Source organism: Immundisolibacter sp. (assembly GCF_041601295.1).
Taxonomy (GTDB): domain Bacteria; phylum Pseudomonadota; class Gammaproteobacteria; order Immundisolibacterales; family Immundisolibacteraceae; genus Immundisolibacter.
Window position 1 is genome coordinate 1 of record NZ_JBFIII010000073.1, and the last position, 16328, is coordinate 16328.

Here is a 16328-nt window from a genome sequence, read left to right on the forward strand (position 1 = left end):
CGGACGATCTGGCTGCGCAGGTGACGCGCGCGGTGCTGGACCGCTACGGCCTGGCCGGTGCGCCGGTCGAGGACCTGCTGCTGGGCTGTACCTGCCAGGCCGGCGAGGACGCGCGCAACGTGGCGCGGCACGTGGCCCTGCTGTCGGGTCTGGGAGAAACCGTACCGGGGCAGACCATCAATCGCCTGTGCTCGTCCGGGCTGGCGGCGGTGCTGGATGCGGCGCGCGCCATCACCTGTAGCGAGGGCGAGCTGTACCTGGCCGGCGGCGTGGAGAGCATGAGCCGGGCGCCGTTCGTGGTCGGCAAGGCCGAACAGGCCTTCAGTCGCGACTTCAAGGTGTTCGATTCGGCCATCGGCGCGCGCTTTCCGAACCCGCGCATCAGCGCCGAATATGGCGACGACAGCATGGCGCAGACCGCCGACAACGTGGCGACCGAATTCGGAATCAGCCGCGAAGACGCCGATGCCTACGCGGCGCGGTCGCAGGCCCGTTACGCGCGGGCATTGGCGGAAGGCCTGTTTGCGGAAGAGGTCACGCCCGTCGCGGTGCCCGGCGGCGGCAAGGCGCCGCCGGTCGTGGTCAGCGCCGACGAGCACCCGCGCCCGCAAAGCACCGCCCAGTCGCTGGCCAAACTGCGGCCGTTGAGTGCGGACGGCGTGACCACGGCCGGTAATGCCTCCGGGATCAACGATGGCGCAGCGACGCTGCTGGTGGGCAGCCGGGCGCTGGGCGAGCGGCTGGGCATCAAACCCCTGGCGCGCGTGCTGGCCGGCGCCGCCGTGGGCGTGGCGCCGCGCGTGATGGGCATCGGCCCGGCGCTGGCCATTCCCAAGGCCTTGCAGCGTGCGGGGCTGAGTCTGGACCAGATGGACGTCATCGAGATCAACGAGGCCTTCGCGGCGCAGGTGCTCGGCTGCCTGAAGCTGCTGGAACTGCCTTTCGATGACGCCCGCGTCAATCCCAACGGTGGCGCCATCGCCATCGGCCATCCACTGGGCGCGTCGGGCGCGCGCCTGGCGCTGACCGCGGCGCGCCAGCTTGCCACTGGCGGTGGCCGCTACGCGGTGGTCAGCCTGTGTATCGGCGTGGGGCAGGGCCTGGCCGTGATCCTGGAGCGCGCCTGATGGAAGGAAGCATGGCAGGACCGCTTGCCGGCCTGCGCGTGCTCGACCTGTCGCGTGTGCTGGCCGGGCCCTGGTGCAGCCAGATGCTGGCCGACATGGGCGCCGAGGTGATCAAGATCGAGCGCCCCGGTCGCGGCGACGACACGCGCTCGTGGGGGCCGCCGTACGTGAAAGACCGGGACGGGCAGGACACGTCCGACGCGGCCTATTTTTTTGCCACCAACCGCGGCAAGAAATCGGTGACGGTGGACTTTACCCGGCCCGAGGGGCAGGCGCTGGTGCGCGAGCTGGCGGCGGTCAGCGACGTGCTGCTGGAGAACCTGAAAGTGGGTGACCTGAGCCGCTATGGCCTGGCTTACGAGGATTTGGCCAGTATCAACCCGCGTCTGGTGTATTGCTCGATCACCGGCTTTGGGCAGACCGGTCCGTTGGCGCAGCGGCCTGGTTACGACTTCATCATCCAGGCCATGGGTGGGCTGATGAGCGTTACCGGAGAGCGGGACGACCGCCCCGGCGGCGGGCCGCAGAAGCTGGGCATCGCCTACGCGGACCTGACCACCGGCATGCATGCGGCCATCGGCGTGCTGGCGGCGCTGGTGCAGCGCGGCGTCAGCGGACGCGGGCAGTACATCGATCTGGCGCTGCTGGACGTGCAGGTGGCCAGCATGGCGGTGATGGCGATGAATTACTTCATCGGCGGCACCGTGCCGGGCCGCTACGGCAACGCCCACGCCAATATCGTGCCCTATGAAGTGTTCCAGGCCGCCGACGGGCCGCTGGTGCTGGCGGTCGGCAACGACACACAGTTCCGTCGCCTGTGCGCGGTGGCCGGTGTGCCGGCGCTGGCGGACGATCCGCGCTATGCCACCACAGGCAGTCGGGTACGTAACCGGGAGGCGTTGATCGCCCGCTTGCAGGAGATTTTCACCGCCCGCCCGGCGCTCGCCTGGGAAGAAGCGCTGTGCGCCGTCGACGTGCCGTGCGGGCGCATCAACGACATGGCGCAGGTGTTCGAGTTGCCGCAGGTCCAGGCGCGCGGCATGCGCATTGAATTGCCACACGCGGCGGCCGGACAGGTGCCGCTGGTCGGCAGCCCGTTCAGGTTTGCCGAAACGCCGGTGAGCTACCGCCTGCCGCCACCGCGCCTGGGCGAGCATACGCAGCAGGTCCTGACCGATCTGCTCGGCCGCAGTCAGGCGCAGGTCGCCGAGTTGCAGGCCGCGGGAGTGGTCTGAGACCGGCATAATTACGATGCGGCGCCACTGTCGCGTGCTGGAGCTATGAGCGTTTTCCCATGTCCGACCTGAATAATCTGCTTGTCAACAACCGTGCCTGGGCGGAGCGTGTGAAAGCCAGTGACCCGGGTTTTTTCAGCAAGCTGACAGGCCAGCAACGGCCGCAATACCTGTGGATAGGCTGCTCCGACAGCCGGGTGCCGGCCAACCAGATTGTCGGCCTGTTGCCGGGCGATATCTTCGTGCACCGCAATGTCGGCAACCTGGTGCACCAGACGGACCTGAACTGCCTGGCGGTGCTGCAGTACGCGGTGGAAGTGCTCAAGGTGCGTCACGTCATTGTTTGCGGGCATTACGGCTGCGGTGCAGTGCAGGCGGCGCTGGACGGTCGTCCGCTGGGCCTGATCGACAACTGGCTGCGCAATATCGAAACCGTGCACAGGGCGTGTTCGCACATCGACGCGTTGCCCGCGGACCAGCGCCTGGATGCCTTGTGCGAGCACAACGTACGCGCGCAGGTGCAGTCGGTATGCGACAGCACCGTGATGCGCGCGGCCTGGGCCGGCGGCCAGGACGTGACCGTGCACGGCTGGATCTACGGCATTGCCGATGGCCTGGTGAAGGACCTCGGTGTCAGTCGCGCGGGCCTGGCCGAGCCGGTGGCAGCCGGCGCCACCTGAACCGCGACGTGCTGCGCATCGCCCACCGCGGCGCCAGCGGTGAGGCGCCCGAAAACACCCTGGCTGCCGTCGGTCGCGCCATCGAGCGCGGCGCAGCCTGGGTCGAAGTGGACGTGCAGGCCTGTGTCGACGGGCTGGTCGTAATCCATGACCGGACCCTGGAGCGCACGACCGACGGTCGCGGTCCGGTGGCGGGGCACACGCTCGCGGCGCTGCGCGCGCTCGACGCGGGTGGCGGTGAGCGCATTCCGTTGCCGCACGAGATGCTCGCGCTGTGCCGGGATCGCTGCGGGCTGAACCTGGAACTTAAAGGTCCTGGCGTGGCCTCAGGGTTGCTGGTGATCTTGAATCAAGCCTTGACGGATGGCTGGCGGGCCCAGGATTTGCTCGCATCCTCTTTTGACTGGGGGCAACTGAGGGAACTGCATGGCGCGTTGCCGCGTGTACCGCTGGGTGTGTTGACCGAGCAGGTAGACGTAGCCGCGTGTGCCATTGCGCGCGAGCTGGACGCGGCCGTGATCGGTTGCGCCCTGGCAACTGTCGACGCGGCGGCCGTGACGGCGGCACATCAGGCGGGCTGTCGGTTGTGGGTGTTTACCGTCAACGCAACGGCTGATTTCGAACGCATGGCGGCATTGGGCGTCGACGGCGTGTTCACGGACCACGCGGACTACCGCTGACAGATTTTTTCATCGGAGACGACATGGAATTCTTTGGCTGGATGGCGAGTCCCGAAGCCTGGGTGGCGCTGCTCGCGCTGACCGCGGTGGAGGTCGTGCTTGGCATCGACAACATCATTTTCCTGTCCATTCTGGTGGCCAAGCTGCCGGCCGCTCAGCGGGAGAAGGCGCGTCGCATTGGTCTTGGCCTGGCCATGGGTATGCGCATCCTGCTGCTGCTGTCGCTGACCTGGTTGCTGGGCTTCAGCGAGCCGCTGTTCGCCCTGCTGGGGTACGAGATTTCCGGCCGCGACCTGATCCTGATGGCCGGTGGGCTGTTCCTGATTGCCAAGAGCACGCTGGAGATTCATGCCGGCCTGGAAGGCGAGCAGGGCGTCAGTTCGGCCCGGGTCGTGGTGTCGTTTGCCGCGGTCATTGTGCAGGTGGTGTTGCTGGACATCGTGTTCTCCATCGACTCGGTGCTGACGGCGGTCGGCATGGCCAACGACATCCCGGTGATGATCATCGCCATCGTTGTTGCGGTGGGCATCATGCTGGTGGCGGCCAGCGCCATTCACGACTTCATCGAACGGCACCCGACCATCAAGATGCTGGCCCTGAGCTTTCTGGTGCTGGTGGGTGTGGCGCTGATCGGCGAGGGCCTGGACATGCACATTCCGCGCGGCTACGTGTACTTCGCCATGGCCTTCTCGGTGGCGGTCGAGATGATCAACATCCGCGTCCGCGGGCGGGCCGCCCAGCCGGTGCAGCTGCGCCGTGCCTATGTGGATGACGGCGGACCGGATGTCTGAGCAGGCGCCGGCTGGCCCCCTGCTGCGCAACGCCGAGGGCCGCTGGCAGGAATTCGGGGAACCCCTGGGACAAGTACAGGCGGCGACGCTCGCCGAAGTGCTGCCGGCACTGGCACAGGTGCAGCAGGCTCTGGCTGGCGGATGCTATGCCGTTGGCATGCTCGCGTACGAGGCCGCGCCGGCATTTGATCCGGCGCTGGTGGTGCGCGCGCCCGGCGATTTCCCCCTGCTCTGGTTCGGTTTTTACCGCACCGTGCGGGACTATGCGTGGTCCGTCGTCGCCGCCCCCGAATTGCCGCGCTGGCGCGCCGAACTGACGCGCGCCGACTATCTGGTCGCAGTCGCCGAGATACAGGACGCGCTGGGCGCCGGTGAGTGTTATCAGGTGAACTTCACGCAACGATTGCATGCCGATTGGCAGGATGATCCGTGGGCCTGGTTTGTCAACGCCGCGGCCAGCGCGCCGCATGCGGCCTACCTGGATACCGGTCGCCATGTGGTGGCGAGTGCCTCCCCCGAATTGCTGTTCGCGCGCACCGGCGAGCATATTGAGTGTCGGCCGATGAAGGGCACCGCCGGGCGTGGCCGCACGCTGGCCGAGGATCGGCGCCTGGCCCGCGCGTTGCGCCACTCGGCCAAGGAGCGGGCCGAGAACCTGATGATTACCGACATGGTGCGCAATGATCTGGGCCGAATTGCGCGGCTGGGCACCGTCAGCGTGCCGCGTCTGTTCGAGGTACAGCGCCATGCCGGTGTGTGGCAGATGATCAGCCGCGTCTGCGCGCAGAGCGCGGCCGGGCTTACCGAGACGCTGGCGGCGCTGTTTCCGGCCGCCTCGGTGACCGGCGCGCCCAAGGTCCAGGCGATGCGCCAGATCGCGGCCCGCGAACGCTCGCCGCGTGGCATTTATTGCGGCAGCGTCGGCTATGCCGCGCCGGACGGCAGCGCCAGCTTCAACGTCGCCATCCGCACCTTGTCGGTCGATCGCGAAACGGGCAGGGCCGGGTACGGCACCGGCAGCGGGATCGTGTGGGACTCCGAGCCGCGAGCCGAGGACCGCGAGTGCCGCCTGAAGGCGCGTGCCCTGCGCCGGCCGCCGACTCCGTTTGGGCTGATCGAGACCTTGCGCTGGACGCCTGGGGAGGGCTATTTCCTGCTCGACGAACACCTGCGGCGACTGCGGGATTCGGCCGTCTGGGCCGGAGTCCGGTTGCCAGACGGCACAGCGCTGGCGGCGCTGCAGGCCGCAGCGGCCGGTTTTTCGATGGCACCGCAGCGGGTACGGTTGATGCTGGATCCCGACGCGGGACTGAGCGTCGAGGCCGCTCCTCTTGACTGGCCGGGCCGGCGCCTGTGGACGCTGGCGCTGGCTGGCGCGCCGGTGGACGCTGCCGACCCGATGTTATTTCACAAGACGACACGGCGGGATCCTTACGACCGGGCCCGCGCCGGGCAGCCGGCTGCCGACGACGTGCTGTTGTGGAACCGTCGCGGCGAGGTCACCGAAACTACGCTCGCCAACGTGGCGTTTTTGCGGGACGGTGTTTGGTGGACCCCGCCCGTGCGTTGTGGGTTACTGCCAGGCACCTACCGGGCAGTACTGTTACGGAATGCCCGCCTGCGCGAGGCTGTGCTGCACAAGCAGGACCTTGGCGCGGTAGCGGGGCTCGCGGTGTTCAACTCGGTGCGTGGCTGGCTGGCGGCGCGACTGAGTTCCCAGGCCGTGCCGCCTTTGTGCGCAGTCCACGACCGATGAGGAACAGGGGTACAGCGAACATGCATCGAACCGACGGCGACTTCGGCAGCTGGCGTAATCGTGTCTATCACATCATCTTCGAGGCCGACACGCCGGCCGGCAAGCTGTTCGACGTGCTGTTGCTGTGGTCGATTCTGATCAGCATCGGCCTGGTGATGCTCGATAGCGTCGCCGGCATACACTTGCGGTTCGGGGCCGCCCTGTACGCAGCGGAGTGGGTGTTCACGGCGCTGTTCACCGCCGAGTACCTGATACGCCTGATCACCGTGCCAAGGCCGCTGCGTTACGCCCGCAGTTTTTTCGGCGTGGTCGACCTGCTTGCCATCGTACCCACCTACCTCAGCCTGATGCTGACCGGCACCCAGGCGCTGCTCGTGGTGCGGGCACTGCGCCTGCTGCGGGTATTTCGCGTGCTCAAGCTTGGCCGCTACCTGCGCGAGGCAACCGTGCTGAGACTTGCCGTGCGAGCCAGCTTGCCAAAGATAAGTGTATTTCTATATACAGTTCTGACCCTGGTCGTCATCATCGGCACGCTGATGTACGTCATCGAGGGCCCGCAGCGCGGCTTCACCAGCATCCCGACCAGTATTTACTGGGCGATTGTCACGCTGACCACTGTCGGTTATGGCGATATCTCGCCTGTGACTCCGGCAGGGCGGGTTCTGGCCAGCATGGCGATGATTCTCGGTTACGGCATCATCGCCGTACCGACCGGCATAGTCACAGTTGAGATGGCCCGTTTTGGTGCCGGTGACGGGGTCTCCACGCGCGTTTGTGACGAATGCGCGCGCGAGGGTCACGACATGGACGCGTCGCACTGCAAGTACTGCGGCTCGGCCCTGACCGCCAACGATGAGGCGAGGCTTGTCTGATGGCCTTGTGGGGCAAGCTGATCGGCGGTGTGGCCGGCTTGATGGTGGGTGGGCCACTGGGCGCGCTGCTCGGTGTGGCTGCTGGGCATACCGTGGATCAGGCGCGTGAGCCGACCCGTTCGCTGCCGCATCGAGGCCGACGCCTGGCCCTGGATGCCCTGGTCGAGCGGGGTTTTGCGTTGATGGGTTACATCGCCAAGGCCGACGGGCGGGTCAGCGAACGGGAGATCGCTGTCGCCGAGGCCTGGATGCAGCGCCTGGTACTGACGCCGACGCAGCGTCAACGGGCAATGGACCGGTTTGAGGCCGGCAAGCAGCCGGGATTTTCCGCGCCCCGCGCGGCGGATGAACTCCGGCGCGAAGTTGGTATCGATATTCGCCAGTTGCACATTGTTCTTGAAATGCTGGTTGGTATCGCCAGGGCGGATGGGCGCCTGTCCGCGTCATCGCGCCAGGCGCTGGTTGGGGTGCTGTCGCAACTGGGCCTGCCAGCCGCGGCTCTGGATGCCGTGCTTGGTCAGCAGGGGACGACCGGCGGCGGTCGGCGGGGCGCCCCGAACGCGCCGCGAATCGCGCAGGATTACGCGTTACTTGGCGTGTCGCCAAACGCCGACGTGGCCGACATCAAGCGAGCCTATCGGCGACTGATGAGCCGCCACCACCCGGACCGGGCCGGTGACGACGCGGGCGCGACGGCGCGTGCCCAGGGAATCAATGAAGCCTACCGACGCGTGCGTGAGGCCCGGGGATTCTGATCCGCTTTCGCGGCGTGCTCATCTACCCGGCAGCATCCGAACCGGGTGGCGAGCCCCCATACAAATCGACTAGGGTGCCCTGATGCCAACGACAGACATTACACATTCACGATTGGACAGGTTCCTGGCCGGCCTGCGCTTCATTGGCCGACGTTTGGCACAGGAACGCATTACTCAGGCCGCCGCCAGCCTCACCTTCACCACCGTCATCTCGCTGGTGCCGCTGCTGGCGGTCATGCTGGCCTTGTTCACGGCCTTTCCGGCCTTCGACGACATGCGGGAGCGGTTACAGGTGTGGTTCGCGCAGGCCCTGTTGCCGCCGAATATCGCCGAAACGGTGTTCGGCTATCTGAACCAGTTCGCGGAAAAAGCCGCCGGCTTGGGTGCGGCCGGCGTGATCGGCCTGCTGGTCACCGCCACCATGCTGCTGATGACCGTGGATCGTTCACTGAACCGCATCTGGCGTACGGCCCGGCCGCGGCCACTGGCGCAACGGGTGATCCTGTTCTGGGCCTGGCTGACCGCCGGGCCATTGCTGATGGCATTCGCGCTCGGCCAGTTGTCGCTGGCCGCGGCATTTTCATCGGGCTGGCTGGGCGCGGTTCCCGGAGCTACCGCGCTGGCCGGCACGCTAATGTCCTGGCTGATCATGGGTGGCCTGCTGGCGGTTGTGTACCGGGTGGTGCCAAACACCGAAGTGCTGTGGCGTGACGCGCTGGTCGGAGGCATTCTGGCAGCGGTCGCTTTCAATCTGGCCAGTCGCCTGTTTGCCTGGTACATCGGCCGCCTGCCGACTTATGCAGCGGTTTATGGCACCTTTGCCACGCTGCCTCTGGCCTTGATCTGGATGTACTGGAGCTGGCTGGTAGTTCTGGGCGGCGCCATCGTGTCCGCCTGGTTGCCGGCCCTGCGGACCGGGGTGATGGCGCCCGTGGCACCCGCCGGTGCCGATTTCCTGCTCGCGCTACAGGTGGTGCGCCGGCTGGAGGAGACCCGTCGGGAACCGCCGTGTGGTCTGGACATGGCCACTTTGGCGCGTGGCCTGGCGGCGGACCCGCAACGCCTGGAGCAGGTCTTGCTGGCGCTGGAGGCCCTCGGCTGGGTTGGTCAGGTAAGTGAATCGACCCGGCGGGGCGGCTCGCGATGGGCTTTGCTGATCGATTCGCAAACCATCTCGCTGGCGCCACTGGTCGATAGTCTGTTGCTGGATCGTGAAGCCTGTCGACGCGCCGGGTTGGCACCCGGCGATCTGTTCCACGAGGAAATGGTCGCCCGGCCGTTGCAGGCCTTGACCGCACACAGCGCGCGAACCGGTGACAACGAAGGACGAAGCCAGGGATGATCCGCGGTTTGCGCGGCCTGCGGCGCGCTCTGGTGGGCGCGTGCCTGCTGCTGATGGCACCGCTGACGTTGGCCGCGTCGCCCGCGGTGCAGGTGGAACTCGACGGACTGAGCGACACCTTGCGCGACAGCGTTCTGGCTTCGCTCGACATCAGCGCCGAGGCGGCCCGCAAGCGCGTTTCGGTATCCCGACTGCGACGGGCGCATGCCGCGGCCCCGCGCCAGATTGCCATTGCGCTGGAAGCGAGCGGTTATTACCGTTCGCAGACTCACGCCACCCTGACGCGAACCGACACGGGCTGGCGGGCACACTACCAGGTCCGGCGCGGACCACCATTGCGGATTTCGCAGCTGCAGCTGACGGTCGCCGGTCCGGCCCAGGCCGATCTTGAGTTGCAGGCGGCACGGCCGCAGTTTCCGCTCAAGGTGGGCGACCGGCTACGCCATGCCCGCTACGACAGCGGAAAGCGGGCTCTGCTGGAAACACTCCTCGGGTACGGTTATTTCGACGCCCGCTACACCTTGCATCGGGTCGATGTGGACCCCGAAGTTTACGAGGCGCGCGTCCTGCTCACGCTGGACAGCGGGCCGCGCTACCGTTTTGGTGTTGTCGCCCTGGACGATACGGTGGTCAATGAGTCGCTGCTGCGCCGCTATGGCGCGCCGCAGGCGGGGACGCCCTACCACGCGGCGGACCTGCTCAGCTACCAGGGATCGCTCAGCGATAGCGGCTATTTCAGCGGCGTGGATGTGACGCCCGGGGTCCCGGACAGGCAGGCCGGGACCGTGCCGATCCAGGTCAGCCTGACCGCCCGCCCGCGCAATGCCTACAGTGCCGGAGCCGGTTTTGCCACGGATAGTGGCCCTCGCTTGCGCGCCGGGCACGAACGCCGCTACGTCAACCAGCGTGGTCACAGCCTGGACAGCAACCTGCTGCTGTCGCCGCAAGACAGCACGCTGGGCACAAGCTATCGTGTTCCGCTGGCTGATCCCCGGGCGGAGCAGCTCACGTTCGGCGCGGCTTTGAGCCAGAAAGACACCGTCACCGCCCGTTCGGACAGCCTGAATCTGCAATCGGCTTACATGCGCCGTCAGGGACCCTGGCGCCGCACTTTGGGTCTGGATTATCTGATCGAGAGCTTCAGGGCTGGTGACGACCGCGGTAACAGCAAGCTGCTGATCCCATCCGTCAGCTGGCTGGGAAGCCGCAGCGACGATCCGCTGTGGCCGCGCGACGGGGGGCGTCTGGAATTCACTCTGCGTGGCGCGCTGGCGGGCCTGCTGTCGGATCTGAGCTTCGCCCAGGCACGGGTCGGCGGCAAATACGTCGCTGGATTTGGCCGCAACCAGCGCCTGCTTGGGCGCGTCGAAGTGGGCTCGACCTGGGTCGATGGTTTCGGTGAGTTACCCGCGTCGCTGAGGTTCTTTGCCGGCGGCGACCAGAGCGTGCGCGGATTCGACTACCAGAAGCTCGGGCCACGCGACAGTTCCGGGGATGTCGCCGGCGGGCGACACCTGCTGGTAGCCAGCCTTGAGTATGAGTGGATGTTCGCTGGTGATTTTGGCGGCGCGCTTTTCTTCGATGCCGGCAATGCCTTCGATGGCGTGCGGCTGAATCTGAAACGGGGCGCCGGTTTTGGCGTTCGCTGGCGTTCGCCAATCGGCGCGGTACGGGTCGATATCGCCAGCGCGGTGTCCGAGCCGGGCGCGCCGCTGCGCCTGCACCTGAGCGTGGGGCCGGATTTGTGATGCGGGTCTGGCGGGCAGTCTGGCCGGTTACGGCACTCGCGCTGGTGGTGGGTCTTGCCGGTTACGTCGCGCTTGGCAGCGACACGTTCACCCGACTGCTGCTCAAAGGCGCCCAGGCAGTGTCCGGCGGGCGCCTGCAGTATGGAGAGCTCAGCGGCAGCCTGCGGCAGGGCCTGCATTTGCGCGATGTCAGCCTGCGTTTCGACGGCGGCCAGGCGCAAATGGCCGGCATCGACTGGACGCCTGATCTGGGCGCGCTGTGGCAGCGGCGCCTGGCGCTGGGCCACATCACCCTGCACAAACTGCGTCTTGAACTGGACGCCAGCGCGGCCGGGCCGTCGTCGGAGCCGCCAACACTGCCGCTGTTTGCCGTGCCCGGCAGCGTCACCCTGGCACAACTCAAGGTGCTGGGCCTGGAGATCACCACCGGCAGTAACGAACCGCTACGCATCGACGAACTGCGGCTCGGTGCGACGCTGGTCGGCAGCCGCCTGCACGTGCGCGAGCTGGCCGCCTTTGGCGCCGGTTGGGCGGCTGTCTCAACGCTGCGCCTGGACTTTGCTGGCGATGCCCCGTTGGAAGGCCAGTGGCAGGGGCGCCTGGAGTCGGCCGACGGGACACGCTGGCAAGTCGCCGGCCATCTGGGCGGTGCCATTAGGCGCAGCGTGCAGGCCACGCTCAGTGTCGCCTCGCCGGTGCAGGGCCGGCTCGTGGCCAGTATCGACACGCCGCTGGCCAATGGGCCCTGGCAGGCACGCATGCAAATGGACGGCCAGTCGCTGGCGGCATTTCGATCGGCGCTGCCGCCGTGGTTGCTGACTCTCGACGGGCGCGCGCACGGCCGTGGCGCGGATGCGGATGTAGTGGTCGCGTACGGCCTGGCAGGCACGCCGGCCGGGCCGCTGAGGGGACACCTGAAGGGGCACGGCCAGACCGGGCACTGGCAGATCGATGCCCAGGTGCTCGGCGATGTCCCTGCCAGCCGGGTTGATCTGGCCGGTCAGATCGACCTTGCTGCCAGCGCCATGGATGTATTGGTCGACTGGAAGCAGCTGCGCTGGCCACTGGTTGATCCCGCGCAGGTGGTCTCGCCGTCCGGCAGCGCGCGCCTGCAAGGCAACCTGGCCGACTGGTTACTGACCCTGGACGCGGTGCTGCAGGCGCAAGGACAGGCCGGAGCACTGACCGCCCGTGTGTCCGGCGACAGCAAGGGCGCACGAGTGCAACAGCTGACGGCCCGGGTCCTGGGCGGCAGCCTGGACGGGCAGGGTCTGGTGCACTGGTCGCCCACGCCGGGCTACGAGCTGGATCTGCGAGCCGCTGGATTCAACCCCGGCCTGCTTTTCTCACAGTGGCCGGGACATGTCGATGCGGTGCTGTCAGTGGCCGGGCAGGGCGAGCAGCTGGCGCTGCACCTGTCGGAGCTGAGCGGCCAGCTGCGTGGCCAGGCGCTCGGCGGCAGTGGGGCCCTGGCGTGGAACGCTGGAATACTCAGTCTCGACGAGGTCGCGGTGCGGATGGGGCGGGCACGCCTGCGCGCGGATGGCGCGGTCGGCCTTGGCAAGCCGCTGCGGGTCGATCTGTCGGTGCCGGTAGCCGGGGAGCTGCTGCCTGGCGCGCGTGGGAGCCTCACCGCCATGCTGCGCCTTGAGGGGGCCGGATTCGCCCACGCCAGGTTGAAGCTTGATGCCGCGGGGCTCGGTTACGGTGACCTTGCGGCGCAAAGCCTCAATGCCGACATCGATCTGAACCGTCCGCAGGACGTCTTGCGCCTGCGCGTGGCTGCCGGTGGCGTCAAGGTGGCAGACCAGCGCCTGGCGCTGCGCCTGTCCGCGGATGGCAGGGCCGGCGCCCATGACGTGCAGATCGACCTGGAGGGCGGCGACTGGCAGCTGGCCCTGGCGGGTTCGGGCGCGGTGCTGGATGACGGCTGGCGCGGCCGGTTTGCCACCGGCACTGTGAATGGCCTGCCGCCGGCGCGTTGGAATCTGGCCCAGCCGCTGGCCCTGGAGCTACGCCGTGCGCAACAGGTTGTCGGCCAGCACTGCTGGCAGGCGCAGCAGGCGCGCCTTTGCGCCGGGGGGAGTCAGATCGACCGCGTGCTGCAACTGGCGGCCGAGTTGCAGCGTCTGCCATTGGCGGGTTTGATGGGCCCGGACGTCAGCCTGGACAGCAGCCTGGGGGGGCAGCTTGACCTGCGGCGTGCCGATGGCCTGTTACTGGGTGAGGCCCGCCTGGATGTCCCGGCCGGCCGTCTGAGCTTGTCGGCACCGGATGGCGAGCCGCGTGAGTTTAAGCATGGTGCAGCGGTCTTGAGTGCCCGCTTCGGCGCTGACGGCACCGATATGGCTGCGCGCCTTGCCGCAGTTGGCGCTCCCGACCTGATTTCCGCTTCCCTGCGCCTGCCCGCGTTGCCGGGGGCGCCGGGTGCGCCGTTACCGCTCAGCGGCGTACTGGCGGCGCATCTGCCGGACATTGGGCTTGCCGAACCGTGGTTGCCGGGGGTCGAGGAGCTGGCCGGACGTTTTGAGGCCGATCTGAAAATAACCGGCACGGCACAGGCGCCGAACATCCTGGGCGTGCTGCGGGTGCGCGACGGCGAGGCAGCGTTGCCCCGGCTCGGCATAGAACTGTCCGGGCTGAGCGTGGACCTGACCGGCGAGGGGGAGCAGACGGTGCGGGTTGCGGCCAGCGCCAAGTCTGGGAAAGGTAGCCTGACGCTGACTGGCACCGGTCGCCGCGATGCACCGGGTGGATTGCAGGCGGCGTTGGCGCTGCGCGGCGAGAATTTCCGGATCATGGACACGGCGGCGCTGCAGGCGCGGGTGACGCCAGTGCTGGATTTCAACATCGATGGTGAGGCGCTGGCCGTCACTGGCAGCGTGCAGGTGCCGTATGCCCGAATCAAGGTGGTCGACACGCCGGCAGCCGTGACCGTCTCGCCCGATGTGGTCGTGCGCGGGCGTGCGCAACCGACTGGCCGGTCGCTGGCCGCGCGCGCCGATGTGCGCCTGGTGCTTGGCGACGACGTGCGGGTCAGCGCCCATGGCTTTGCTGGCAGTCTGGGCGGAGCCCTGCGCCTGCGTCAGGGCCAGGACGGTACGACGTCCGCCAACGGCACGGTTCGCGTCGAGCAAGGCCAGTACATGTTTTACGGCCAACGCCTGCCGGTCACTGAAGGGCTGCTGCGCTACGCCGGTGGTCCGCCGGATAACCCTGGCCTGCGCATTACCGCCGCGCGCAAGGTCGGGGAGGTAACCGCCGGGGTACGCCTGCGCGGTACCGCCAAGGCGCCCGATACGCAGCTCTTCTCCACACCGCCGATGCAGCAGTCGGAAATCCTCTCTTACCTGGTGCTGGGGCGTCCGCTGCGGCAGGCCAGCAGCGCCCAGGGTGATCTTCTGATGCAGGCCGCCAGCTCGGTGGGTATGCGCGGTGGCTCGGCGCTCACCAAACGCATCGGTCAGGCACTGGGTTTCGACGAGGCCAAGCTTGGCAGTGATGACAACGGCGGCGCCAACCTGGCCCTTGGCCGTTACCTGACGCCGCAGCTGTACATTGGCTATGGCGTTGGCCTGGCCGATCAGGCAAATGCGGTGACTCTGCGCTATACGCTGTCGGAGCACCTGCTGCTGGAGGTGCTTTCCGGGCTCACCCAGACGGCCGATCTGCTCTACAAGGTCGAGCGCTGAGGGCCTCGTTTCAGACGTCCCCAACGCACGGCCGGCGGCCTCTTTACAATAGCCGTTCCCTGACTCGCGCTCCTTAATGTTCATCGCAGGCCCTATGACCGCCGCCGACCGTCCCCAGCCGACCAACTTCATCCGCCAGATCGTCGAGCAGGATCTGGCCAGCGGCAAGCATCAAAAGGTGGTCACGCGTTTTCCGCCGGAGCCCAACGGTTATCTGCACATTGGGCACGCCAAGTCGATTTGTCTGAATTTCGGTCTGGCGCGGGACTTTGGCGGCGTTTGTCATCTGCGTTTTGACGACACCAACCCGGCCAGGGAAGAGATCGAGTACGTCGCGGCCATCGAGCGGGACGTGCGCTGGCTGGGCTTCGACTGGGCCGATGGGCTGTTCCACGCGTCCGGTTACTTCCAGCAGCTTTACGACTACGCGGCGCACCTGATCGGCGCTGACAAGGCCTATGTGTGCAGCCTGAGCGCCGAGGAAACCCGCGCTCATCGCGGCACCCTGACCGAGCCGGGCCGTGACAGTCCCTATCGCACGCGCAGCGTGGACGAGAACCTGGACCTGTTCGCCCGCATGCGGGCCGGGGAATTCCCGGACGGCGCCCACGTGCTGCGCGCCAAAATCGACATGGCCTCGCCAAACCTGAACCTGCGCGACCCGGTGCTGTACCGCATCAAGCACGCGCCGCACCCGGTAACCGGCGATGCCTGGTGCATCTACCCGATGTACGACTACGCGCACTGCGTGTCGGATGCCCTGGAGGGCATCACCCACTCGCTGTGCACGCTGGAGTTCGAGGACCACCGCGCGCTGTACGACTGGATCCTGGACCAGCTGCCGGTGCCCTGCCACCCGCGCCAGATCGAGTTCTCGCGCCTGAATCTTTCGTACACGGTGATGAGCAAGCGTCGCCTGCACGAGCTGGTTACGGGTGGTCACGTGCACGGCTGGGATGATCCGCGCCTGCCGACGCTATCCGGCCTGCGCCGCCGTGGTGTGCCGGCGGCGGCACTGCGCGATTTTTGCGAGCGCGTGGGGGTGACGCGCAAGGAGAACGTGATCGACCTGGTGCAGCTGGAAACCTGCATCCGCGAGGCGCTGGAGCAGGATGCGCCGCGGGCACTGGCGGTGCTACGGCCCCTGAAGGTAGTGATCGAGAACTATCCTGCCGACCAGGTCGACTGGCTGGACGCGCCCAATCACCCGCAACGTCCGGAGCTGGGCGGCCGCCAGCTGCCGTTCGGGCGTGAGATCTACATCGAGCGGGACGATTTCATGCTCGACCCGCCCAAGGACTTTCACCGCCTGGCGCCGGGGCGTGAGGTGCGCCTGCGCTTTGCCTACTTCATCCGCTGCGAGCGGGTGGTGACGGATCCGGCCAGCGGCGATGTCGTCGAGCTGGTGTGCAGTTACGATCCGGCCACGCGCGGCGGCAACGCGCCCGACGGACGCAAGGTCAAGGGCACGCTGCACTGGGTGGACGCGGCCCACGCCGTGCGCGCCGAGGTGCGCCTGTACGACCGGCTGTTTTCGGTGCCTGACCCGGCCGGGGAGGATGACTACCTGAGCCTGCTGAATCCGGCATCCCTGGAGGTGCTGCGCAACTGCCTGCTGGAGCCGGCGCTGGCTGACGCGAGCGATGGCCG

12 protein-coding genes are annotated in these 16328 nt (G+C 67.5%); all 12 read left to right on the plus strand.

The features are described from left to right. Nucleotides 1–1127, plus strand: a 1127-nt coding sequence (locus ABZF37_RS10295) for a 3-oxoadipyl-CoA thiolase (protein WP_372719564.1), incomplete at its 5' end; no start/stop codon positions are given. 11 nt (nucleotides 1128–1138) lie between these two features. Then, nucleotides 1139–2362, plus strand: coding sequence for a CaiB/BaiF CoA transferase family protein (locus tag ABZF37_RS10300; protein ID WP_372719566.1), 1224 nt, complete (start codon nucleotides 1139–1141; stop codon nucleotides 2360–2362). Nucleotides 2363–2421: 59 nt separating this feature from the next. Further along, on the plus strand, nucleotides 2422–3042 hold the full coding sequence (can, locus tag ABZF37_RS10305) for a carbonate dehydratase (protein ID WP_372719568.1): 621 nt from the start codon (nucleotides 2422–2424) through the stop codon (nucleotides 3040–3042). An 8-nt stretch (nucleotides 3043–3050) separates the two neighbouring features. After that, the gene (locus ABZF37_RS10310; RefSeq protein WP_372719570.1) at nucleotides 3051–3722 is read left to right on the plus strand and encodes a glycerophosphodiester phosphodiesterase; all 672 of its coding nucleotides are present in this window, start codon (nucleotides 3051–3053) and stop codon (nucleotides 3720–3722) included. Between the two features lie 23 nt (nucleotides 3723–3745). After that, nucleotides 3746–4513, plus strand: coding sequence for a TerC family protein (locus tag ABZF37_RS10315; protein WP_372719572.1), 768 nt, complete (start codon nucleotides 3746–3748; stop codon nucleotides 4511–4513). Continuing rightward, a complete protein-coding gene (locus ABZF37_RS10320) occupies nucleotides 4506–6269 on the plus strand; it encodes a chorismate-binding protein (protein WP_372719574.1) in 1764 nt (587 codons plus the stop codon). Before ABZF37_RS10315 ends, ABZF37_RS10320 begins: the two co-directional genes overlap by 8 nt. 20 nt (nucleotides 6270–6289) lie before the next feature. Then, nucleotides 6290–7141 (plus strand): ion transporter, encoded by an 852-nt coding sequence (locus ABZF37_RS10325; RefSeq protein WP_372719576.1) that lies wholly within the window; start codon nucleotides 6290–6292, stop codon nucleotides 7139–7141. Then, on the plus strand, nucleotides 7141–7896 hold the full coding sequence (gene djlA, locus ABZF37_RS10330; protein ID WP_372719578.1) for a co-chaperone DjlA: 756 nt from the start codon (nucleotides 7141–7143) through the stop codon (nucleotides 7894–7896). The genes ABZF37_RS10325 and djlA overlap by 1 nt, the downstream gene beginning before the upstream one ends. A gap of 82 nt (nucleotides 7897–7978) precedes the next feature. Beyond that, nucleotides 7979–9238 (plus strand): YihY family inner membrane protein, encoded by a 1260-nt coding sequence (locus tag ABZF37_RS10335; RefSeq protein ID WP_372719580.1) that lies wholly within the window; start codon nucleotides 7979–7981, stop codon nucleotides 9236–9238. After that, a complete protein-coding gene (locus ABZF37_RS10340) occupies nucleotides 9235–10986 on the plus strand; it encodes an autotransporter assembly complex family protein (protein WP_372719582.1) in 1752 nt (583 codons plus the stop codon). Before ABZF37_RS10335 ends, ABZF37_RS10340 begins: the two co-directional genes overlap by 4 nt. Then, nucleotides 10986–14678 carry a translocation/assembly module TamB domain-containing protein gene (locus ABZF37_RS10345; protein ID WP_372719584.1) on the plus strand — a complete coding sequence of 1231 codons (3693 nt, stop codon included), beginning with the start codon at nucleotides 10986–10988 and terminating at the stop codon, nucleotides 14676–14678. The genes ABZF37_RS10340 and ABZF37_RS10345 overlap by 1 nt, the downstream gene beginning before the upstream one ends. Nucleotides 14679–14772: 94 nt before the next feature. Then, a partial coding sequence (locus ABZF37_RS10350) for a glutamine--tRNA ligase/YqeY domain fusion protein (protein WP_372719586.1) occupies nucleotides 14773–16328 on the plus strand: 1556 nt, incomplete at its 3' end.

Bases quoted from the DNA above. Each gene is read 5' to 3' on its own strand.
- ABZF37_RS10300 (WP_372719566.1), top strand. From the start codon at position 1,139: ATGGCAGGACCGCTTGCCGGCCTGCGCGTGCTCGACCTGTCGCGTGTG.
- can (WP_372719568.1), top strand. From the start codon at position 2,422: ATGTCCGACCTGAATAATCTGCTTGTCAACAACCGTGCCTGGGCGGAG.
- ABZF37_RS10315 (WP_372719572.1), top strand. From the start codon at position 3,746: ATGGAATTCTTTGGCTGGATGGCGAGTCCCGAAGCCTGGGTGGCGCTG.
- ABZF37_RS10320 (WP_372719574.1), top strand. From the start codon at position 4,506: ATGTCTGAGCAGGCGCCGGCTGGCCCCCTGCTGCGCAACGCCGAGGGC.
- ABZF37_RS10325 (WP_372719576.1), top strand. From the start codon at position 6,290: ATGCATCGAACCGACGGCGACTTCGGCAGCTGGCGTAATCGTGTCTAT.
- djlA (WP_372719578.1), top strand. From the start codon at position 7,141: ATGGCCTTGTGGGGCAAGCTGATCGGCGGTGTGGCCGGCTTGATGGTG.
- ABZF37_RS10335 (WP_372719580.1), top strand. From the start codon at position 7,979: ATGCCAACGACAGACATTACACATTCACGATTGGACAGGTTCCTGGCC.
- ABZF37_RS10340 (WP_372719582.1), top strand. From the start codon at position 9,235: ATGATCCGCGGTTTGCGCGGCCTGCGGCGCGCTCTGGTGGGCGCGTGC.
- ABZF37_RS10345 (WP_372719584.1), top strand. From the start codon at position 10,986: ATGCGGGTCTGGCGGGCAGTCTGGCCGGTTACGGCACTCGCGCTGGTG.